This window comes from Paraburkholderia terrae (assembly GCF_002902925.1).
Lineage (GTDB): Bacteria > Pseudomonadota > Gammaproteobacteria > Burkholderiales > Burkholderiaceae > Paraburkholderia > Paraburkholderia terrae.
On record NZ_CP026113.1, the window covers coordinates 892,908 to 913,582 of the forward strand.

Annotated in this window: 16 protein-coding genes; 8 read left to right on the top strand and 8 right to left on the bottom strand. The window is 60.9% G+C overall.

Annotation, left to right across the window (positions count from 1 at the left end; genetic code table 11):
• Window positions 1–46: 46 nt before the first annotated feature.
• Both C2L65_RS33870 and C2L65_RS33875 read right to left on the bottom strand, forming a co-directional pair.
• Window positions 47–1,045, bottom strand: coding sequence for a transketolase family protein (locus tag C2L65_RS33870; protein ID WP_042311708.1), 999 nt, complete (start codon window positions 1,043–1,045; stop codon window positions 47–49).
• A complete protein-coding gene (locus tag C2L65_RS33875; RefSeq protein ID WP_042311711.1) occupies window positions 1,042–1,887 on the bottom strand; it encodes a transketolase in 846 nt (281 codons plus the stop codon). Before C2L65_RS33875 ends, C2L65_RS33870 begins: the two co-directional genes overlap by 4 nt.
• 173 nt (window positions 1,888–2,060) lie before the next feature.
• Here C2L65_RS33875 and gcvA point away from each other — a divergent pair, with 173 nt between their 5' ends.
• Window positions 2,061–2,975: a transcriptional regulator GcvA gene (gene gcvA / locus C2L65_RS33880; RefSeq protein ID WP_233446715.1), complete on the top strand. Its 915-nt coding sequence runs from the start codon at window positions 2,061–2,063 to the stop codon at window positions 2,973–2,975.
• 816 nt (window positions 2,976–3,791) lie between these two features.
• On the opposite strand, the gene kdgD is transcribed toward gcvA, so the two are convergent.
• The 5 genes from kdgD to garL form a co-directional block, all read right to left on the bottom strand.
• Complete coding sequence (gene kdgD / locus C2L65_RS33885; protein ID WP_042311721.1) at window positions 3,792–4,709, bottom strand: 5-dehydro-4-deoxyglucarate dehydratase; 918 nt, start codon at window positions 4,707–4,709, stop codon at window positions 3,792–3,794.
• A 91-nt stretch (window positions 4,710–4,800) separates the two neighbouring features.
• Window positions 4,801–6,141, bottom strand: a complete 1,341-nt coding sequence (gene gudD, locus C2L65_RS33890) for a glucarate dehydratase (protein ID WP_042311723.1) — start codon at window positions 6,139–6,141, stop codon at window positions 4,801–4,803.
• A gap of 97 nt (window positions 6,142–6,238) precedes the next feature.
• Window positions 6,239–7,300, bottom strand: coding sequence for a lactonase family protein (locus C2L65_RS33895; RefSeq protein ID WP_042311724.1), 1,062 nt, complete (start codon window positions 7,298–7,300; stop codon window positions 6,239–6,241).
• The gene (locus tag C2L65_RS33900; protein WP_042311725.1) at window positions 7,297–8,190 is read right to left on the bottom strand and encodes a 2-hydroxy-3-oxopropionate reductase; all 894 of its coding nucleotides are present in this window, start codon (window positions 8,188–8,190) and stop codon (window positions 7,297–7,299) included. The genes C2L65_RS33895 and C2L65_RS33900 overlap by 4 nt, the downstream gene beginning before the upstream one ends.
• A 60-nt stretch (window positions 8,191–8,250) precedes the next feature.
• Window positions 8,251–9,054: a 2-dehydro-3-deoxyglucarate aldolase gene (garL, locus tag C2L65_RS33905; RefSeq protein ID WP_042311727.1), complete on the bottom strand. Its 804-nt coding sequence runs from the start codon at window positions 9,052–9,054 to the stop codon at window positions 8,251–8,253.
• Between the two features lie 229 nt (window positions 9,055–9,283).
• Here garL and C2L65_RS33910 point away from each other — a divergent pair, with 229 nt between their 5' ends.
• Complete coding sequence (locus C2L65_RS33910) at window positions 9,284–10,867, top strand: aldehyde dehydrogenase (NADP(+)) (protein ID WP_042311729.1); 1,584 nt, start codon at window positions 9,284–9,286, stop codon at window positions 10,865–10,867.
• A gap of 79 nt (window positions 10,868–10,946) precedes the next feature.
• Here the strand turns inward: C2L65_RS33910 and C2L65_RS33915 are convergent, their stop codons facing one another.
• Window positions 10,947–11,708: a FadR/GntR family transcriptional regulator gene (locus C2L65_RS33915; protein WP_042311818.1), complete on the bottom strand. Its 762-nt coding sequence runs from the start codon at window positions 11,706–11,708 to the stop codon at window positions 10,947–10,949.
• 562 nt (window positions 11,709–12,270) lie between these two features.
• Here C2L65_RS33915 and C2L65_RS33920 point away from each other — a divergent pair.
• The 6 genes from C2L65_RS33920 (at window position 12,271) to C2L65_RS33945 (ending at window position 20,672) form a co-directional block, all read left to right on the top strand.
• A complete protein-coding gene (locus C2L65_RS33920) occupies window positions 12,271–13,422 on the top strand; it encodes a porin (RefSeq protein WP_042311731.1) in 1,152 nt (383 codons plus the stop codon).
• A gap of 245 nt (window positions 13,423–13,667) precedes the next feature.
• Entirely contained in the window at window positions 13,668–14,486 is an 819-nt protein-coding gene (locus C2L65_RS33925) for a flagellin domain-containing protein (RefSeq protein ID WP_042311733.1), read from the top strand.
• A 91-nt stretch (window positions 14,487–14,577) separates the two neighbouring features.
• The gene (locus C2L65_RS33930; protein ID WP_042311735.1) at window positions 14,578–15,741 is read left to right on the top strand and encodes a GGDEF domain-containing protein; all 1,164 of its coding nucleotides are present in this window, start codon (window positions 14,578–14,580) and stop codon (window positions 15,739–15,741) included.
• Between the two features lie 144 nt (window positions 15,742–15,885).
• On the top strand, window positions 15,886–16,572 hold the full coding sequence (locus tag C2L65_RS33935) for a GntR family transcriptional regulator (protein WP_042311738.1): 687 nt from the start codon (window positions 15,886–15,888) through the stop codon (window positions 16,570–16,572).
• A 380-nt stretch (window positions 16,573–16,952) separates the two neighbouring features.
• Window positions 16,953–19,292 carry a type VI secretion system Vgr family protein gene (locus C2L65_RS33940; protein ID WP_081921193.1) on the top strand — a complete coding sequence of 780 codons (2,340 nt, stop codon included), beginning with the start codon at window positions 16,953–16,955 and terminating at the stop codon, window positions 19,290–19,292.
• A 3-nt stretch (window positions 19,293–19,295) separates the two neighbouring features.
• Complete coding sequence (locus C2L65_RS33945; protein WP_052426938.1) at window positions 19,296–20,672, top strand: DUF4123 domain-containing protein; 1,377 nt, start codon at window positions 19,296–19,298, stop codon at window positions 20,670–20,672.
• The last annotated feature ends 3 nt before the right edge of the window (window positions 20,673–20,675 follow it).

The following is a 20,675-nucleotide window of genomic DNA, read 5'->3' on the forward strand; positions in this document are numbered from 1 at the left end:
GTTCTCCTGAATGCTTGATTAGGGGTTGTGGTGTTGCTACAGGCTGTTAGCCGAGCCAGCCTTTGATGGTGTCGCACATCGCTTCCGTCGAGATGCCGTAGCGGTCGTGCAGCGTGGGCAGGGCGCCCGCATCGAGGAACTCGTCGGGCAGCGCGATCTGGCGGAACGGCGGCGTGACGCCCGCGCCCAGCAGCGTGCGCGCCACCGCTTCGCCGAGCCCGCCGATCACCGTATGGTTCTCCGCGACGATCACCATGCGTCCCGTGCGCTTTGCTTCTCGCAGGATCGTGGCGGTATCGAGTGGCTTGATGGTCGGCACGTGCAGCACGCCGACGCCGATGTTGTCGGCTTCCAGCGCCTTCGCCACTTCGAGCGAACGCATCGTCATGATCCCGGACGAGATCAGCAGCACCTCGTTGCCGTCGCGCAGCAGCTTCGCCTTGCCGAGTTCGAACTTGTAGTCGTATTCATCGAGCACGGCGGGCACGTTGCCGCGCAGCAGGCGTGCGTAGACGGGGCCTTTGTGCGCGGCGATCGCGGGCACCATCTGCTCGATATCGAGCGCGTCGCACGGATCGATCACCGTCATGTTCGGCATGGCGCGCATCAGCGCGAGGTCTTCGGCGGCCTGATGGCTCGGGCCGTAGCCTGTCGTGAGGCCGGGCAGCGCGGCGACGATCTTCACGTCGAGGTTGTCTTCGGCGATCGCCTGATGGATGAAGTCGTAGGCGCGACGCGTGGCGAACACCGCGTAGGTCGTGACAAAGGGCTGTGCGCCTTCATGCGCGAAACCTGCCGCTGCGCCCATTAGCAACTGTTCGGCCATGCCCATCTGGTAGTACCGATCGGGAAACTCTTTACCGAAGATGTGCAGGTCGGTGTACTTGCCGAGATCGGCCGTCATACCGATCACGTTGCTCTTCGTGCGCGCAAGTTCAACAAGTGCGTGACCGAACGGCGCGGAACGGGTTACCTGACCTTCACCCGCGATCGACGCGATCATCGCGGACGTTTTCAGCTTTGGCTTTTTAGCGACGGTGCTCATGCTTGTCTCCCGGCTTCGAGTGCTTCGAGCGCGAGCTTCCACTCGTGTGCGTCGACGCGGATGAAATGGTTCTTCTCGCGTTCTTCGAGGAAGGGCACGCCGCAGCCCATCTTCGTATCGCAAACGATGATGCGCGGTTGCGGTTTGTCGTGAGTGCGGGCGTTATCGAATGCCTGCTTGACGGCGTCGATGTCGTTGCCGTTCACGCGTTGCGTGTACCAGCCGAACGCCTCGAGCTTTTCGACGAGCGGCTCGAAGGCCATGATCTGCGTCGACGGGCCATCGGCCTGCTGGTTGTTCACATCGACGATCGCGATCAGGTTGTCGAGCTTCCAGTGCGCGGCGGACATCAGGCCTTCCCAGATCGCGCCTTCGTCGAGTTCACCATCGGAGAAGAGCGTGTAGACGAATGCGTCCGAGTTCTTGCGCTTCAGTCCCAGGCAACGGCCGACGGCAATCGTCAGACCGTGGCCGAGCGACCCACCCGACATCTCCATGCCAGGCGTGTAGCTCGCCATGCCGGACATGGGCAGACGGCTTTCATCGCTGCCATAGGTTTCGAGTTCATCGGCGGGCAGGATGCCGGCTTCGAAGAGCGCGGCGTACAGCGCAATCGCGTAGTGACCGTTCGACAGCAGGAAGCGGTCGCGGCCTTCCCATTCGGGGTCTTCGGGGCGGTAGCGCATGGCGCCGAAGTAGGCGACGGCGAGCGCGTCGGCAATGTCGAGCGCCTGGCCGATATAGCCCTGGCCCTGTACTTCGCCCATCAGCAGCGCGTTGCGGCGGATGCGGTAGGCGTGTTCCGCGAGTTGGGCGGTCTGCCCGGCTTCGCTCGTATTCACGCGTGTCTCCTTTGCGGCGTCAGGCTCGATGAAGGCCGGGCGCTCGGTGATTCATGACGGGATGCTTCGTGCAGCTCGCAGATCCGGGTAATCCCTTGTTTGGTGTGTGCTGCGAGTAAGACAAGCGTATCGACTTGAAAGCATTGGCTCAAACGAATTAAAGTGGCTTATCGGTGAATTCATTTCATGTGGATATTGCTATGCACAACCGGGCCACACTCAAGTCGATACAGGCATTCGAGGCCGCTGCGCGGCTATCGTCGTTCGCGCTTGCAGCAGACGAACTGTTTGTGACGCCTTCCGCGATCAGTCATCAGATCAAGCTTCTGGAGGATCAGTTGGGCGTGCGGCTCTTTCATCGCGTGCATCGGGCGGTGATCCTGACTGACACGGGTCGGCAATATGCGGAGGAAATCGGCGCGGCGTTTGCGCGGATCGACAAGGCCACGCGGGACATTGGGCGTGTCGAGAAGAGCGACATTCTCACGGTGCATGCGACGCCTAGCATTGCGACGCAATGGCTGATGCCGAGGCTTGCGCGCTTCAGTGCGATGCATCCTGATATCGATGTGCGGCTCAATGCGTCGTCGGCGCCTGTCGATCTGATCAAGGAAGCGGTGGATATCGACATCCGGTATGGCGCGCGACGATTGCAACCGGCGGGGACGATGGTGCTCGATTTGCCTTTGGAGACGATTGTGCCGTTGTGTGCGCCACGGCTGGCGGATGGAGAGCATCCGATTCGCGCTGTGGCGGATTTAAAGAATCACACGTTGATTCATAGTGAAGGGTGTCTCGTGGGGTGGCGGGACTGGATGCGGTTGCATCGCAAAGTTGTGCTGGATATTACGCGGGGGCCAAGGTTTGATCGCTCTTTTATGGCGATTTCGGCGGCTGTTGACGGGCTGGGAGTGTGTCTTGAAAGTTTGTTGCTTGCGCAGAGGGAGTTGAAGGCTGGGGCTCTCGTTGCGCCTTTAGGTTTAGAAGGTTTGCGCGTGAATGGCTATACCATGAACTTGCTTAAGTCGCGGGCGGATTTGCCTAAGGTTAAGAGTTTTCAGGATTGGTTGTTCGGGGAATTGGGGTGAGGTTTTTGCCTTTGAGGCGCAGGCTTTGCCGGTTGGTTTTTTGCTGGCGTTCGCGTTGAGGTGGTTTGCCTGTTCTTTTGCTGGCATCCGCGATTTGTTATCTAGCTTCACGCGTCGCCCCTGTGCGGGGCGGCACCTACTTTTCTTTGCCGCCGCAAAGAAAAGTAGGCAAAAGAAAGCGGCTCACACCGCCAGTTCTAGTGTTTGCCTGAGGGTCCCCATAGGGTCTTACGCTTCACACGGCAGTGCCCTGGTTGGTGCTCGTTGCCAACGCTTTGAATGAGCGCCTCACCCGCTTCGAATTCCCATACACGAGCGAGCGGCAGCGAATGGTTTGCGCCGCCCAGGTGGCAAACTGTGTGTAGGTTGTCGCGTCGTATAGGGTAGCGCTCTTACAGGGTGGAACGCTTGCGCTATCGGTCCGAAGTGATGCGTGTGGAGCACAAGGGGCCGACACACAGTTTGCCACCTGGGCGGCGGTGGACTATCTGGCACGGCGTGCCGCAACGCGGGCGCGTGGAGCAGGTGAGGCGCTCTTTCAATGCGTTGGCAACGAGCATGGGTCACGTGATTGCCGTGTGAAGCGTAAGACCGGTTGGGGGCCCTCAGGCAAACACAAGAATTGGCGGTGTGAGCCGCTTTCTTTTGCCTACTTTTCTTTGCGGCGGCAAAGAAAAGTAGGTGCCGCCCCGCACAGGGGCGACGCTTGAAGCACGCTAACAAATCGCGGATGCCAGCGAAAGAACAGGCAAACCACCCGCCACTGCCAGCACCAAAAAAGCGACAACCCCACCAGCGTCGCAGACAAAAAACCCCTTACTGCGCTCCAAGCTTTTTGATAAGCACATCAAGCTGCGCGACTTCGTCTTCGTTCAGATCGGTGAGGGGCGCCCGCACAGGCCCAGCATCATGACCGACAAGTTTAGCCCCGGCCTTAACAATACTCACAGCATAACCTTGCCGACGATTCCGAATCGCCAGATAAGGCAAAAAGAACTCATCGAGCAGCTTGCCGGTAGTGACATGATCATCCGCAGCAATCGCGCGATAGAACTCCATCGCCGTCTTAGGAATGAAATTGAACACAGCAGAAGAATAAACGGGCACGCCCAGTGCCTTATAAGCAGCAGCATAAACTTCAGCAGTCGGCAGACCACCAAGATAAGAGAACCGGTCGCCCATGCGCCGGCGAATGGTCACCATGCTCTCGATATCACCCACACCATCCTTGAACCCGATCAGGTTCGGACACTTGTCCGCGAGCCTCTCCAACGAATCCGCCCCGAGCTTCGAATTCGCGCGGTTATATACGATCACGCCCATGTTCTTCACCGCCTTGCACACCTGCTCGACGTGCGCGGCAATGCCTTCCTGCGATGCTTCCGTCAGATAGTGCGGCATCAGCAGCACGCCCTGCGCGCCATTGCGCTCGGCTTCCTGCGCGTATTCGATCGCGACACGCGTCGGGCCGCCCGCGCCCGCCAGAATCGGCACCTTGCCCTTGCAGGTTTCCGTCGCGGTGCGGATCACATTCGAATATTCCGACTTCGTCAGCGAGAAGAACTCGCCCGTGCCACCCGCAGCAAAGAGTGCCGTCGCGCCATACGGTGCAAGCCATTCCAGGCGGGCGGCATACGTGTCGGGACGGAAGTCGCCGTTGCTGTCGAAGTCGGTGACGGGGAACGACAGAAGGCCTTCGGATACGATCGCTTTGAGTTCTTGTGGCGTGGTCATGTTTGAGTTCGCTTGGGTGTGTCAGTCAGTGTTGAAGTATTGGCGGCCACGCTGGCCGCGTCATTCCGGAATGGTTCCAGGCGTCAGAAGATCAACGCACGAGGCAAGGGCGCTTGTTGTCGAACTTCCAGTTCGGAATCAGGTATTGCATCGCGACGCCATCGTCTCGCGCGCCGAGTCCGTGCTCCTGATACAGCGCGTGTGCCTTTTCGAGCGCGTCCATGTCGAGTTCGACGCCAAGGCCCGGCTTCGCCGGCACCTTCACCTTGCCGCCGACGATCTGCAGCGGATCGCGCGTCAGATACTGGCCGTCCTGCCAGATCCAGTGCGTGTCGATCGCGGTGATCTTGCCCGGTGCGGCCGCCGCGACATGCGTGAACATTGCAAGCGAAACGTCGAAGTGATTGTTCGAATGCGAGCCCCACGTGAGGCCCCAGTCGTTGCACATCTGCGCGACGCGCACCGAGCCCTGCATCGTCCAGAAGTGCGGGTCGGCGAGCGGAATGTCGACCGATTGCAGCTGGATGGCGTGGCCCATCTGACGCCAGTCGGTGGCGATCATGTTGGTCGCCGTCGGCAGGCCCGTCGCGCGGCGGAATTCCGCCATCACTTCGCGGCCCGAGTAGCCGTTCTCCGCGCCGCACGGATCTTCCGCGTACGCGAGCACGTCGTGCTGATCGCGGCACAGGCGGATCGCTTCGGCCAGCGACCATGCACCGTTCGGATCGAGCGTCACGCGTGCTTCAGGGAAGCGTTCGGCCAGTGCCGTCACCGCTTCGATCTCGGCGTCGCCCGCGAGGACGCCGCCCTTGAGCTTGAAGTCGTTGAAGCCATAACGCGCCTGCGCGGCTTCGGCAAGTCGCACGACGGTTTCCGGCGTCAGCGCTTCTTCCGTGCGCAGGCGTTCCCAGTCGTCGCGTCCTTCAGCGCCGCTCGCGTACGGCAGGTCCGTCTTGTTCCGATCACCGATGTAGAACAGATAGCCGAGCATTTCGACTTCGTCGCGTTGCTGGCCTTCGCCGAGCAGCGCCGCGACAGGCACGCCCAGGTGCTGGCCGAGCAGGTCGAGGAACGCGGCTTCGAGCGCCGTCACGGCGTGGATCGTCGTGCGCAAATCGAAGGTCTGCAAGCCGCGGCCACCCGCGTCGCGATCCGCGAACTGTTTGCGCACCTTGTTGAGCACAGCCTGCAGATTGCCGATCGACTGGCCGACCACGAACGGACGCGCATCGTCGATCGTCTTGCGGATGTTCTCACCGCCGGGCACTTCCCCGACACCGGTGTTGCCCGCGCTGTCGCGCAGAATCACGATGTTGCGCGTGAAGAACGGGCCGTGCGCGCCGCTCAGGTTCATCAGCATGCTGTCGCGGCCGGCGACGGGGACGACGCGCAATTCGGTGACGGTTGGGGCGCCTTGGGTAATCGTAGACATGAGAGTCGGTCCTGGGGTTGGGTCCCAAAAGTGGCCTGTGATGGGCCTGTGAAATTCAATGAAAGAGGGTTCGCGCTGCCGTGTCCGGCGTGAAGCGCTACGTCTGCGCGACGATCTCCACCCAGTTCGCGCCGCGTCCGCCTTCGCAGCGCGACACGGCAGAAAGGGCGCCCGAGTCGGCGTCGATCGCGTACACGACGACCTGCGCGGACTTCTCGCCGCAAGCGACGAGAAAGCGGCCCGACGGGTCGATCCTGAAGCCGCGCGGTTGCGCTTCTGTCTCGGTGAAGCCGGCGTATTCGAGCGAGCCTTCGCGGGTCGCTCGGTAGGCGATCAGACGGCTCGACGTGCGCTCGGCGACGTAGACGTAGCGGCCATCGGGTGTCACCTGCAAATCGGCGGCCCAGACGAGCGTCGCGGCTGTGGCCGCATCGATTTGCGCAGTGCGCGGGCAGCCATCGTTCAGATGCGCGAGCGACGGTGCGCGCGGCGATACGCTGCGCGCCGACAGCGCGCCTGTTTCGCCATCGCGCGAGAACACGGCGACCGTCGCGCGAAATTCACTCGACACATACAGCGTTTCTTCATCGGGCGACAGGCGCAGATGACGCGGGCCGAAGCCCGCTTCCACGTGTACCTTCTGCACGAGTTCGAGCGTTGCGTCGTTTGCGTCATGGACGATCGCAAAACAGAACACCGTGTCAGAGCCTAGCGACGTCGCGTACGCGAAGCGGCCATCCGCCGACGCGATCACCGCGTGCGCATGCACGAAGCCTTCGACCACCTGGCGCGGCCTGACTTCAGCACGGTCCAATGAGCTTGCGCGATACAGGCTCACGGAAGACTCGCCGTACGATGCGCCGAGCAGCCACTCGTCCGACGGCGTCAGCGACAGATACGCGAGACTCGATTCAATGGACGCGGTTCGCAGATGCACAAGCGCGCCCGTGTGCGAATCGACCGAATACGTGACGATGCTCCGCTGCGCGCCGCGCGTGGCGGCGTGCAGCATACGGCCACTGGCGGAGAGGGCGAGCGGCATCACGGTGTCGCCGGCCGGATGGCGCGCGATTCGTTCGATGCCGCCCGTCGAACCATCGACGCGGAAGACGGCGAGATCGCCATCCACCGCATTCGAGACGATTGCGTAAAACGTCATTTCGGCTGCTGTCCGATTTCGTGGTCGGCAAGATATTCGAGTGCGCGGACCATGCCCGAGTGGTCCCATGCCTTGCCGCCGTGCGCCGCGCAGGCGTTGAACAGCGCCTGGCAGGTCGACGTGGCGGGCAGCGAAACGCCGAGCGCTTGCGCTGTGGATAGCGCAAGGTTCAGGTCTTTCTGGTGCAGCTCGATCCGGAAGCCCGGGTCGAACGTGCGCTTCGTCATGCGCTCGCCGTGTACTTCGAGAATGCGCGACGAAGCGAAGCCGCCCATCAACGCCTTGCGCACTTTCTCCGCATCGACGCCGGCCTTCGACGCAAGCAGCAGCGCTTCACCCACCGCCTCGATCGTCGCGGCGACGATCACCTGGTTGGCGACCTTGCAGATCTGGCCCGCGCCCACTTCGCCGATCAGCGACACGTTCTTGCCCAACATGTCGAACATCGGCTTGACCTTGTCGAACGTGGCTTGCGCACCGCCTACCATGATGGTCAGCGACGCGGCCTTCGCGCCGACTTCGCCACCCGACACGGGCGCATCGAGGTAGTCCGCGCCTTTCTCGCGCACGCGGGCCGCGAAGTCGCGCGTGGCGATGGGCGAGATCGAGCTCATGTCGACCACGATCTGCCCCTGGCGCAGCTTGCTCGCGACGCCGTTCTCGCCGAACAGCACGCGTTCGACGTCGGGCGTGTCCGGCACCATGATGAAGATCACATCCGCTTTCGCGGCGACATCCGCAGGGCTCGCGGATGCCGTCACGCCCGCTTGCGTCAGTTCGTCGGGCACGCCGCTGCGCGTGAAGGCGGTGAGCTCGACGCCGTTCTTGCGAAGATTGGCCGCCATGGGCTTGCCCATGATGCCGAGTCCGATGAAGCCTGCTGTTTGCATTCGCTACTCCCGATAGTGTGATGTGAGGTGACGTCCGTGCGTTCAGGCCGCTAAGGCCAATCAGGCCGGCATGAAGTGCTGACGGACATTGAGCGCGCCGCTGCGCAACAGGCCCATGTCGGCGCAGACGGAGACCAGTGTGGCGCCCATGCCGAGATAGCGCTCGGCGTCCTGCTGCACGTGCGCGAGGATGCCGGACGGCTTGCCCGCTGCCTTCGCGCGTTCGAAGACATGCGCGATGGCCTGCTGAACGTCCGGGTGACCGGCGTTGCCCAGATGACCATATGCAGCGGCGAGGTCGGAAGGGCCGATGAAGACGCCGTCGACGCCTTCCACCGCGAGAATCTCGTCGATCGCAGCGACGGCCGCGCGGCTTTCGATCTGCACGATAACGCAGATGTTGTCGTTGACCACTTGCAGGTAGTCCGTCACCGCGCCGTACCGATTGCCGCGCTGACCTACCGACACGCCGCGAATGCCGTGCGGCGGGTAGCGGGTCGCGGCGACGGCGCGACGCGCGTCGTCGGCGCTGTCGACGAACGGGATCAGGAAGTTGAAGAAGCCCGCGTCGAGCATGCGCTTGATGATGACGTTGTCGTTCGACGGCGGACGCACGATGGGCGCGGAGCGGCTGTCTTTCAGCGCCATCAGCTGCGGTATCAGCGTGAGTTCGTCATTGGGCGCGTGCTCGGCGTCGAGCAGGATCCAGTCGAAACCCACGGTGCCGAGCAGTTCCGTCGTGATCGGGCTGGCCAGTGATGCCCAGCAGCCGATCAGGCGCTCGCCGTTTTTGACGGCGGCGCGAAAGCTATTCGGCAATGCTTGATAGGGTTGATACGGTTGATGCGGTGACGACAAAGCCATCTCTTTCTCCTGGGGTGGGCGCTGCCTGCCCGGCGAAGTGCGTCTTGCGAAATATGGTATGTCATAGGACGTCCGAACACAAGATACGTTGTCAGTTGACTGCGAGAAAGGATGGTAAACCCTGAAAGCATATGGCAAGCGGCGCACCGCGTGAAGCGCGCATTGCCTCATCGTCGAAGTATGTTGTACGATGACCGATGTTAAACCAGCCAAATGGAGAAGAGACATCGTGCAATTGACGGGTGACATGCTGATCGGGCAGCAGGCAGTTCATGGCGCAGACAGGGCGCTGCGCGCATTCAATCCATCGACGGGCAAGGAGATCGACACGCCCGTGTTCGGCAGCGGCACGGTAGAGGACGTCTCGCGCGCCTGCGAGCTGGCCGCGCACGCTTTCGACGCCTACCGGCATCTTCCGCTTTCACAGCGGGCCGAGTTTCTGGAGCGGATCGCGGATGGCATCACGGCGCTCGGCGACGCGTTGACCGAACGCGCGCACGCCGAATCCGGGCTGCCGAAGGCGCGGCTGGAAGGCGAGCGCGCACGTACAGTGGGGCAGTTGAAGCTGTTCGCGAATGAAGTGCGCGCGGGCCAATGGCTCGCAGCGACGCTCGATTCGCCGTTGCCCGAGCGCAAGCCGTTGCCGCGCTCGGATCTGCGCATGCAGAAGATTCCCGTTGGGCCGGTGGCCGTGTTCGGCGCGAGCAACTTTCCGCTCGCGTTCTCGGTGGCGGGCGGCGACACGGCGGCGGCGCTGGCCGCCGGATGCCCGGTCGTGGTCAAGGCGCATCGTGCTCACCTCGGTACGTCGGAGATGGTCGGGTGCGTCATTCAGCGCGTGGCGGCTGAAATGAACTTGCCCGAAGGCGTGTTCTCGATGATCGTCGGCGCGGGCAGCACGGTCGGCGAGGCGCTCGTCGCGCATCCCGCCATCAAGGCGGTCGGCTTCACGGGCTCGCGCGCGGGCGGCACGTCGCTGATGAAGGTCGCGGCGAATCGTCCCGAGCCCATTCCCGTCTACGCGGAAATGAGCAGTATCAATCCTGTGTTCCTGCTGCCCGTTGCTGTCGCGGCACGCGGCGAGGCGATCGCGCGTGGCTTTGTCGATTCGCTCGCGCTCGGCGCGGGGCAGTTCTGTACGAATCCTGGGTTGGTGATCGGGATCGACGGTCCCGAACTGCGCGCGTTCACACAAGCCGCGGCGCAGGCGCTCGATCAGAAGCCCGCGCAGACGATGCTCACGTCGGGCATTCATGCCGCGTATCAGGAGGGCGAGGCGAGGCTCGCTGCAATCGAAGGTGTCGAGCCCGTTGCGCATGGTCTCGAAGCGACGGGGCCGACGCAGGCGTGCGCGGCGCTGTTCGTCACCGATGCGGCCGTCTTTCTGAAAAAGCCCGAACTGGAAGACGAGGTGTTCGGTCCCGCATCGACCATCGTACGGTGCAAGGACGAGCAGGAACTTCTCGCGGTGGCGGAGCACCTCGCGGGACAACTGACGGCGACGATTGCAATGGATCGCGACGACGTGCAACTCGCGAAGAAGCTGGTGCCGATTCTGGAGCGCAAGGCGGGGCGTCTGCTCGTCAACGGTTTCCCGACGGGTGTCGAAGTGTGTCACGCGATGGTGCATGGCGGGCCGTTCCCGGCAACGGCGGACAGCCGCGTGACGTCCGTCGGTTCGACGTCGATCGACCGCTTTCTGCGTCCTGTGTGCTATCAGGATTTTCCGGCTGAGCTGCTGCCGCAGGCGCTGGCCGACGACAATCCGCTCGGACTCTGGCGTCGTCGCGACGGGCAGATCGTCAACGCGTGATCGTCTGACGCGATTGGCGTTGTAATGAAAAAGCGGCCATGTATTCATGGCCGCTTTTTCGTTTGATCGTTGTAGTGCTTTACAGCGCGCGTGTCGCCGCCGCTTCTTCCGCCTGTGCGCTTGCGCGGCGCAGACGCTCACGGCTGCTCGACAGATGCATGCGCATCGCCGCGCGCGCACCATCAGGATCTTTGCGCGCGATCGCATCGAGAATATTTTCGTGTTCGAGATTCACGCGCGCCATATAGGCGTTGGGATCGCTTTGCGCGAGCCCGGCCGAATCCACGCGATGCCGCGGAATCAGCGCCGTGCCCAACTGCGTGAGAATGTCGACGAAATAGCGGTTGCCCGTCGCGGTCGCAATTGAAATGTGAAAGCGCAGATCGGCGGCCGTGCTGTCACCGCCGACGCGGCTCGTTTCTTCGATGGCATCGAGCGCCGCGCGAATCTTCGCGATATCGCGTTCGCTTGCGCGCTGCGCGGCGAGCCCCGCGCATTCCGTCTCGAGGCTGATGCGCAATTCCAGCACCGACAGCACGTCGTTCAACGTGGTGGCGGGCACCATGTCCAGACCGAGTGGCTCGCGGCGCGGTTCCAGTACGAAACTGCCGATCCCGTGGCGCGTTTCGATCACGCGATTGGCCTGCAGACGCGAAATGGCTTCGCGCACGACGGTGCGGCTGACGCCGAGCAAGGACATCAGCGTTGTTTCGGTTGGCAGTTGATCGCCCGGCTTTAGCGCGTGCGAACTAACCTGCTCGTTGACATAGGCGACGACCTGATCAGCAAGGCTCCCGCGTGCCCGCCGTGGGGTCGAACCTGGTGCTGCAGACGCGGCCATGTAACGCTCCTGGGGATTTTCGAGATTTATCTGCATTATACGTTGTCCTACAACGAAAGGCCGGCTTTGGCTTGCGACTCGTGGCGGCTGCGAAGCGCCTGTGTGCTTGCGTAGAGCGAATTGACGAGATCAGTCTGACCGGCTTGTCGGACATCGCAACGCGACCGCGAATGCTACGGACGACATCGCGTACACGTCCCTCACGCTGCAGCAGCGAGAACGTCGTTTCGTGTGCGGTCAACATCACGCGTCAGCAATATCGATCTGCTTATCCGCAGCAAGAAAGAAAGATTAGGAAACGCGTCATTGATGCTCACGCGTTGACCTCAAAAATTGCGTCACCTAGATTGGCGCCTGTCTGGAAATCGCTTCATATTCTCTCCTTCCACGCAGATGAATAATGATTCCGGGCTTCGGCTATGTGTATTCACATAGCCTTTTTTGCTTTATAAAAGGTAGGAAAGCTAATCAGTTGCATATAACCAACAAGTAATTTATCGACTTTTAAGCACCTGTATTCTCGCGATCGCAATACATTTTTAAACGAGTGATAGAGGAACAGATGAAAAGAACTGCAATTGCGGCTGTTGCACTCACGTTGAGCTCGATGACGATCGCGGCTCATGCACAGAACAGCGTCACGCTCTACGGGCTTATCGATGCAGGTATCGGCTACGTTCACAACGCCGACTCGAACAGCAACCTGACGGGCATGATCAACGGCAACCTCAGCGGCGACCGCTGGGGCCTGAAGGGCAGTGAAGATCTCGGCGGCGGACTGAAGACGATCTTCGCGCTGGAAAGCGGCTTCGATGTCGGCACGGGCAAGATGGGTCAGGGTTCGCGCCTGTTCGGCCGCCAGGCTTACGTGGGCTTCCAGGGCGACAAGTGGGGCACCGTCACGCTGGGCCGTCAGTACGACCCGATCACGGATACGGTTCAGGGCGTCACCGCCGACAACTACTTCGGCTCCACGTTCGCGACGCCGGGTGACGTCGACAACAACGACAACAGCGCGCGCGTGTCGAACGCCGTCAAGTATGTGTCGCCGAACTACGCGGGCTTCCAGTTCGAAGGCCTGTATGCATTCAGCGGCGTGGCTGGCCAGACGGGCCAAGGCTACACGTATAGCGGCGCGGCGACGTACTCGGTCGGCAACCTGTCGCTGGCGGCAGGCTATCTGCGCGCAACCAACAACTCCGCAACGGGCGGGCGCACGAGCTGGTCGAGCAGCACGACGGACTCGATCTTCGACAGCCACATCAACGACGGTTACGTGAGCGCGAAATCGGTCAGCATCGCTCAACTGGGCGGCCAGTACGTACTCGGCTCGGTGACGCTGGGCGCGTCGTACAGCAACACGCAACTGAAGGCCGATGCAAGCTCGAGCTTCTCGACGACCGAGAAGTACAACAGCGGCAAGGCATTCGTCGCGTACCAGGCAACGCCCGCGTTGATCGCCGGCGTGGGCTATGCGTACACGGCGGCATCGGGCGATACGTCGGCGCATTATCACCAGGTCAGCCTGGGCGCGGACTACAACCTGTCCAAGCGCACCGACCTCTACGCCGTCGCAGCGTATCAGCATGCCAACGGCACGCAGCGTCTGTCCGATGGCACGACGCAGGCAGCGCAGGCATCGATCGGCTCGTATGGCTATAACGGCACGAGCACGCAAGAGATCGCGATTGTGGGTATTCGCCACAAGTTCTGATGTATTTAATTTGACGATCAGCAAAACCCGCATGCGCAATTCGCGTATGCGGGTTTTTTTGTGCCTTTTAAAAATATCCGGTAAGAAAGTTGAAGTAAGCGTAAATGGCATGAATGAAAGGTTTTGCGCTCTTAATTTTGCCGTTATCGAACCGTTAGAAAAGAAGCAACGCCGCGAATGAATGCATTTACAGGCTGGCGATGCAAAAGGTCTTTAATGGCAGTTATTGAGGAACGAGGAAGCGAATGCTGAACATCAACACCAACATCATGTCGCTGACGGCGCAGAACAACCTGTCGGGCTCGCAAAGCGCGCTCTCGCACGCGATCAACCGTCTGTCGTCGGGCAAGCGCGTAAATACCGCCGCCGACGACGCGGCCGGTCTCGCGATTTCGACGACGCAAACGGCGTCGATCAATGCACTGACGCAAGGGGCTGCGAATGCGAACAACGGCATTTCGATGGTGCAGACGACGAACGGCGCGCTGCAATCGATCGTCAGTAACCTGCAGCGTATTCGCCAGCTCGCAGTGGAGGCGGGCGACGGATCGCTCGACTCGAACGCGCTGGCGAACCTGCAGTCGGAAGTGTCGACCCGCTTGACAGAAATCACGCGCGTCGCGCAACAGACCACGTTCAACGGCCAGTCCGTTCTGAGCGGCATCGGTACGATCGACTTCCAGATCGGCGCATTCGACAACCAGCAGATCACGGCCGACTTTGGCTCGCAGAAATGGGATGCAGGCAGCCTCGGCGTCAGCGGCCTGTCGGTTTCGAACGCATCGGGCGCTCAGGCCGCGATGAGTACGATCGATAGCGTTCTCACGAGCGTCAACACCTTCCAGGCAACGCTCGGCGCGACGCAGAACACGTTCCAGGCTGCCATCTCGACGACGAACACGCAAGCAACGAACATGAGCTCCGCGCGTTCGCAGATCACCGACGCGGACTTCGCGACCGAAACGGCGAATCTGTCGAAGGCACAGGTGCTGCAGCAGGCGGGCATCTCGGTGCTGGCGCAGGCCAATTCGATGCCGCAGACCGTTCTGAAGCTGCTCGAGTAACGGCGGCACGGGCTGAGGTATATTGCGAGGCTGTCCCGCAAGCGCACATGAAACAGATGATTTTCATGTCGCGTGCCCGCCCCGGAACCGTATGCCAGCCTTCGATCTTCGCACCGTCATTCTGATGTCGTCAGTCATGCCAGGCTTGATGGCGCTCGTCATGTTTTCGCTGGGGCGCGGGTTTCCGGCAAATATTCGCGGCGTCGGGCATTGGGCTTCGGGTGCGCTGATCGTGTCGTTGTCGGCGATATTGCTGGCGTTGCGCGGCGGCATCGGCGACTGGCTTTCGATTGTCGTCGCCAACGTCGGCCTGATTCTCGGCACAGGGTTGTGGCTGATCGGCAGCCAGTTGTTTTATGGGCTCCGTCCGTCGAGGCGCTTCATCGCGCTGCTGCTCGTAATCGGCGTGATCGCGATGAGCTGGATGACGTGGGTGCATCCTTCCGTGGCGGGACGTACGCTGTGCATGTCCGCCATTCTCACGGCGACGTTCGGCATGAACAGCCTCACGATGCTGCGTTTCGGCAAAGGCAGCAACACGGCGCTCTACGTCGGCTCCATGCAACTGGTGCAGACGGTCGCGACCGCGGTGCGCGGCATCTCGATGTTCGTGCCGGCTTGGGCGAGCGCCGGACTGTTTGCTCCCGACTTCATCCAGAAGATCTATCTGATTACGAGCGCGTTGATGTCGCTGACGGTGACGGTCGGCTTGATGTTCGTCGCGATGGACAGATTGCGTAACCAGCTCGAACAGCAGTCGTTCATGGACCCGCTGACGGGGTTGCTGAATCGTCGCGCGTTTCTGAGCGCGCATCAGCAGGAACGCGAGAAGACGATGCGCACGGGCGGACTGCTGTCGCTGCTGCTGATCGATCTCGATCACTTCAAGCGGGTCAACGATACATATGGGCACGCCACGGGCGATCGCATCCTGATCGACTTCGCGAAGCGCGTCGCCGATCTGTTGCCGGCGCCGGGGCATGTCGCGCGCTGGGGCGGCGAGGAGTTCGCCGTACTGTTGCCGCGCGTGCTTCCCGACGAGGCGAGGGACCACGCCGAACGTATCCGCCAGCGCGTCGCGCAGAAAGACGATGCGACGCTGCCCGGCTATACATGCAGTATCGGTGTCGCGTGCATGGCCGCGAGCGACGCGACCATCGAGCAACTGGCAAGAGATGCCGACGAAGCGCTGTATAACGCGAAACGCGGCGGGCGTAATTGCGTCCAGCTCAGCGACCACGTGATCCTGATCTAGAGGCGCCCGAGCGCCTGGGCGGATAGCCGCCGCCTTTCATCCAGCCGTCAGCGCGGCAAGATGGACGATAATATGGCATTCCAGCTTCAACGTTCGCGTTTCGCGAGCCGAGTTGGGCCTTCGTCCATTTCCTTACTGCTGCCTATGTCAGACCTCAGAATCGACCGCAACGCGAAGACGCTGCGCGAACTTACGCTCGACAAACTGCGCGGCGCGATCGTGCAAGGGTATTTCCGGCCGGGCGCACGGCTCGTCGAACGCACGCTGTGCGATGAACTGGGCGTGAGCCGGACGGTGGTGCGCGAAGTGCTGCGGCACCTGGAGACGGAAGGGCTCGTCGAGATCGTCGCGCGGCAGGGGCCGATCGTCGCGCGGCTGGACCCGGCGCAGGTCGGCGAAATTTATGAGCTGCGCGGTTTGCTCGAAGCCAACGCGGCACGCGCCTGCGCAGAACAGTCGACGCCCGAACTCGTGCAGCAACTGCGTGACATCCGCAAGACCATCGAAGACGCCTTCGAGAAAGAAGACCTGCCGCGCGTGCTCGATTACACCGAACGCTTCTACGAGGCGATGTTCGAAGGCGCGCAAAAACATGTGTCGCTGACTGTCGTGAAGACGCTTAACGCGCGTATCAACCGGTTGCGCGCGTTGACTATCGCGGTGCCGGGGCGCGGCGGCGAGTCGAATCGCGAGATGAACAAGCTGCTTGATGCCATCGAACGGCGCGATGGCGACGCGGCGTCGGCGGCGTCGTTTGCGCATATCAGGCGCACTGCGGAACTCGCGCTGAACGCGCTCGCGCAGCAGGACGAATCGACCGACAACGCCTGATCCGTTTCCTTTCTTCTACTGTCCCCAAGGCCGCCGGCATCACCGGCGGCCTTTCTTTTGAGGCGACGCGGCAATACCCGCTTCCGGGAGCCGTAGGCACGCGTTGTCGATCGGAATCTGGCCGCCCAGAAGGTCTTGACGGGCCGCAACTCCGTATACGGACTCATATGCATGGTGTCGGAGCGGGCGTGAGGTCTACCTGTCCCGATCGGTGCAAATCAAAAGATTCTGATTTTTCTGGTTTCGTCATTCAGAAAGCATAAATTTCTCCGCGTGCGCCACTTTCAGATATTTCTCATAGCGCGGCACGCCGTTGCACGTTCGAATCATCGTCGGCCCACGATGTCACCCAGACATCGGGATAATTCGGATATCAAACTATGGCTGAAGGTTTTGAAGGCGGTGGCCTGCGTCTCAATGGACTGACTGGCAGACAGCCCTTCTTTCTCGAAGTGCCGGGCAGTACAAGCGCAAGCGGGCTATCAGTAGTCTCCTTCGCAGCGACTGAGAGAATTGGCGAACCCTACTGCGTCACGATCCGGCTCACACACCCATTTCGACTGGCGCGTGCAGACTATCTCGGCAAGGATGCGACGTTTTCGATCGTTACGGAAGACCTCGACGGGCGCCGATTTTCGGGCTGGATCACCAGTTTTACCGAACTGAAGACGACGCGCGATTTCACCAGCTATGAAGTGGTGCTCGAGGCGCATTTTTCGAAGCTGGCGCGCGTGCATTCCAGTCGCATCTATCAGCACGTCACAGCGCCGGAAATCATCGAGAAGGTACTGAAACGACATGGCTTGCGGGGCCATCACTACCGTTTCCGGCTGCGCCGGCAGTACCCGCAGCACGCGTTTCGCATGCAGTACCAGATGGATGACCTGGCGTGGGTGCAACTGCTGATGAAGCAGGAAGGCCTCTACAGCTATATCACGGCGGGTGAGCATGGCGACGTGCTGAACGTCTGTGACGATATTGACCATTATGTCTATCAGCCGTCGCTCGATGTGCCGTATCGCGAACAGGCTGGTCTGGAGTCGGGCATCGAGGCCGTCACTTCGCTCGTCACGCGGATGCAGACCGTAGCGCAATCGTTCCAGGTTGCCGACTATAACGCCGACAGTGCATGGGAGCGAATCAGGGACGATGCCAACGTAGCAGCCGAAAATAAGACCACCTACGGCCAGCCCTATGTATGGGGCACGCATCACCCGGACGCACAGGCCGCGAAGTGGGAAGCCCAACTCAGGCACGAGGCGGCTGTCGCCTCCCAGGTCATCTATGAAGGCGAGAGCAATGTTCTTGCGCTGATGCCCGCGCGCGTCCTGCATATCGATGAAGCGCTACCTGATGCGCCGAACGGGCAGGTCATCGTCGAAGTGGTCCATCGTGGTGCGCGGGACGATGCCTACGCCAATACATACAAGGCGATTCCTTCTGACCGGCGTTTCCGACTCGCGCTGGATGAGGGAGCGTGGCCCAGGATTGCGGGCACACTCAGTGCCCGCGTGACGTCACCCGACCAGTACAAATATGCGTACCTGACCGCCGCCGGTTATTACGTCGTTCGCTTCGATCTGGATTTCGATGAATGGAATCCGGGCGGCGAGAGCGTGCCGCTGCGTCTTGCGAAGCCTTTTGCGGGTGCGTTGCAAACGGGTTTTCACTTCCCGTTGCTCGACGGCACCGAGGTTGCGATTGCTTTCCATGACGGCAATCCGAACCGGCCATACATTGCGCACGCGATGCACAACAGCCAGGCCGTCGATCACATCACGAGCGACAACCGCTGGCTATCGCGCAATGTGATCCGGACGCAGAGCAACAACAAGCTGCGTATGGAGGACTGGGAAGGTCAGGAGGGCATCAAGCTCTCGACCGAACATTCCGGCAAGACACAACTGAATCTCGGGTTTCTGGTCGATTCGAAGAAACAGAAGCGCGGTGAAGGCGCAGAGATTCGGACGTCCGGGCATGCCGCCGTGCGGGGCGGGAAAGGTCTGCTGTTCACCGCGCATGACAAGCCGGGTGCAACCGGACAGCAACTGGATATGGCGCCTGGTTTGGACCTGCTACGTCAGGCGTTGGACCAGAGTTCGGCTCTCGCGGAAACCGTAAAGACGGCACAGGCGATTGCAGCCGACTGCGCACGGCAGAAAGCACTTCTCGACGAGACAATCGATCAACTCAAGCGCTCGGGGATATTCGTGACCGCCCCGGAAGGAATCGCAATGGCTACGGGCGGTGAACTCCAGTTCAGCGCGGCGAAGAACCTCATTGCCACCGCTGGCGGCAACGCGGATATGAGCATCATGAAGCGCATCACGATGGCTGCGGGTGAAGCCGTGTCGGTATTCGCCTACCGGATGGGAATCAAGCTGTTTGCTGGAAAAGGAAAGGTCGAGATACAGGCGCAGAACGACGCCATGTCGCTCGATTCCGAGAAAGATATGACCATCCGGAGCGCGAATGGGCGTGTCGTGATCGAGGCAAAGAAAGAACTCATCCTCAAGTGCGGCGGGTCTTACCTGCGCATGACGATGACGGGCATCGAGGACGGCACGCGAGGGGACCGTACGTGGAAAGCTGCGTCGTTCTCGCGCCGGGGGCCGGCCCATCTTCCCGAAGAACTGCCTGTTCTGCCCAAGCCGGCCGCAACGCAATGTGCGCTGCGCGCGAGTCAGTCGGGGATGCCGTTCGCAAAGCTGGAGGGCTGAGCGATGTATCTCGACTTCGAAAACGGTATGCTTGCGCGCTTTCGTGCAATGCACGCAGAGCTGACGGCATCCGATCCAGGGGTGCGCCTATACGCACTTGTCGATATCGGCCGCATGGAAGTCCGGGAACGGGATTTTCTGTTCAACGACTGGGATAGCCAGCACATACCACTCTATTCGGGTTCCGGCTTGGACCACCTGGAGCAGACCGGCCCGACGCTTTTCGCAATGCCCGACATACAGGGGGAAGAAACCTACACGGCCAGCTTCCTCAATCAGCAGGTGAATCCGCTGATGGTCTTCTGGAAGGTATTGCAACTGGCTGAAATAGACGCGCAGCTTGTCTCGTGGGTCTGGACGTCGTGCGACATGGAGCCGTTTGTCGATCACCTGCAAACTCTGCTTCACGCGCGTCTCGGCCCTACCGAGGATGACGTTTGGTTCTTTTTCTACCAGCCATCGTACCTGCAGGTACTGCATCGCTCGTTACCGGACGAGACGCGAAGGCACGTGTTCGGTCCGTGTCATGCGTGGTGGACATTGAACACGCGAAAACGGCTAGTCGAACTGGCCGGTGAAAGCTGCACGATACCCCGCGCGTGGGATGCCTTTCCTATTCCAGCAAAGACCGTGACGGAGTTGCAGCGGGAGGTAATCCCGCGACAGGTACTCGAATGGCTCGACAAGGCCACGCCCGGCCTCATCAAGTCCCGTCACCCCAACGAACGAATGGAGGAAATTGGGCCGTTTGTTACGCGTGCGCTGGACTATGGTCTTTACAGCAAAACCGATGTCGCGGCATTCGTCGCCTACGGACTTCATTACCTTCACAACTACGACACGCACCCGGTATTGCAGCAGATGCTTGCAGATCAGAGCGCATCGAGACTGCCGCTGATCGATCGATATCGTGCAATAGGCGGCGACGTATGGCAGGAAGTGTTAACGACTAGACAACAACGAGTTGATGAAGAAAAGCGCGCAAATTGGCACAGCAAGCTACAGGAAGCGGGCCGCGTAAAGACGACTCTGCGTTTTGTGAATGCGAGAGGAAAAGACATTAACTTCGTCCGCTTTTGGTTCACGGATGACGAACACATCGAATATCAGAAAATACACGGCGGCATCAAGTGGAACCCTCGCTCGCCGAGTTTTATCGAACGTAATCATATGGAGGTTCCAGTCCCGGGTTTGCGGATGACGGTCTACTGGAGCGAGCCTTATGGGTGGTCGGAAAAGCATGTGTTGACCGTTAAAGGCGATCTTCCAATTGACGAAAATAGCGGTGTACTGGAAGTCACGCTGATTAGCAAGAATCCCGAAGCCGTGATGCATTCCATCGATCCGCTCGATCTATCGAAAACAAGGGAACAAAAATAACTG

Excerpts from the sequence above, each read along its gene's own strand:
- C2L65_RS33870 (WP_042311708.1), bottom strand. The coding sequence starts at position 1,045 with ATGAGCACCGTCGCTAAAAAGCCAAAGCTGAAAACGTCCGCGATGATC.
- kdgD (WP_042311721.1), bottom strand. The coding sequence starts at position 4,709 with ATGACCACGCCACAAGAACTCAAAGCGATCGTATCCGAAGGCCTTCTG.
- gudD (WP_042311723.1), bottom strand. The coding sequence starts at position 6,141 with ATGTCTACGATTACCCAAGGCGCCCCAACCGTCACCGAATTGCGCGTC.
- C2L65_RS33895 (WP_042311724.1), bottom strand. The coding sequence starts at position 7,300 with ATGACGTTTTACGCAATCGTCTCGAATGCGGTGGATGGCGATCTCGCC.
- C2L65_RS33900 (WP_042311725.1), bottom strand. The coding sequence starts at position 8,190 with ATGCAAACAGCAGGCTTCATCGGACTCGGCATCATGGGCAAGCCCATG.
- garL (WP_042311727.1), bottom strand. The coding sequence starts at position 9,054 with ATGGCTTTGTCGTCACCGCATCAACCGTATCAACCCTATCAAGCATTG.
- C2L65_RS33915 (WP_042311818.1), bottom strand. The coding sequence starts at position 11,708 with ATGGCCGCGTCTGCAGCACCAGGTTCGACCCCACGGCGGGCACGCGGG.
- C2L65_RS33920 (WP_042311731.1), top strand. The coding sequence starts at position 12,271 with ATGAAAAGAACTGCAATTGCGGCTGTTGCACTCACGTTGAGCTCGATG.
- C2L65_RS33925 (WP_042311733.1), top strand. The coding sequence starts at position 13,668 with ATGCTGAACATCAACACCAACATCATGTCGCTGACGGCGCAGAACAAC.
- C2L65_RS33930 (WP_042311735.1), top strand. The coding sequence starts at position 14,578 with ATGCCAGCCTTCGATCTTCGCACCGTCATTCTGATGTCGTCAGTCATG.
- C2L65_RS33935 (WP_042311738.1), top strand. The coding sequence starts at position 15,886 with ATGTCAGACCTCAGAATCGACCGCAACGCGAAGACGCTGCGCGAACTT.
- C2L65_RS33940 (WP_081921193.1), top strand. The coding sequence starts at position 16,953 with ATGGCTGAAGGTTTTGAAGGCGGTGGCCTGCGTCTCAATGGACTGACT.
- C2L65_RS33945 (WP_052426938.1), top strand. The coding sequence starts at position 19,296 with ATGTATCTCGACTTCGAAAACGGTATGCTTGCGCGCTTTCGTGCAATG.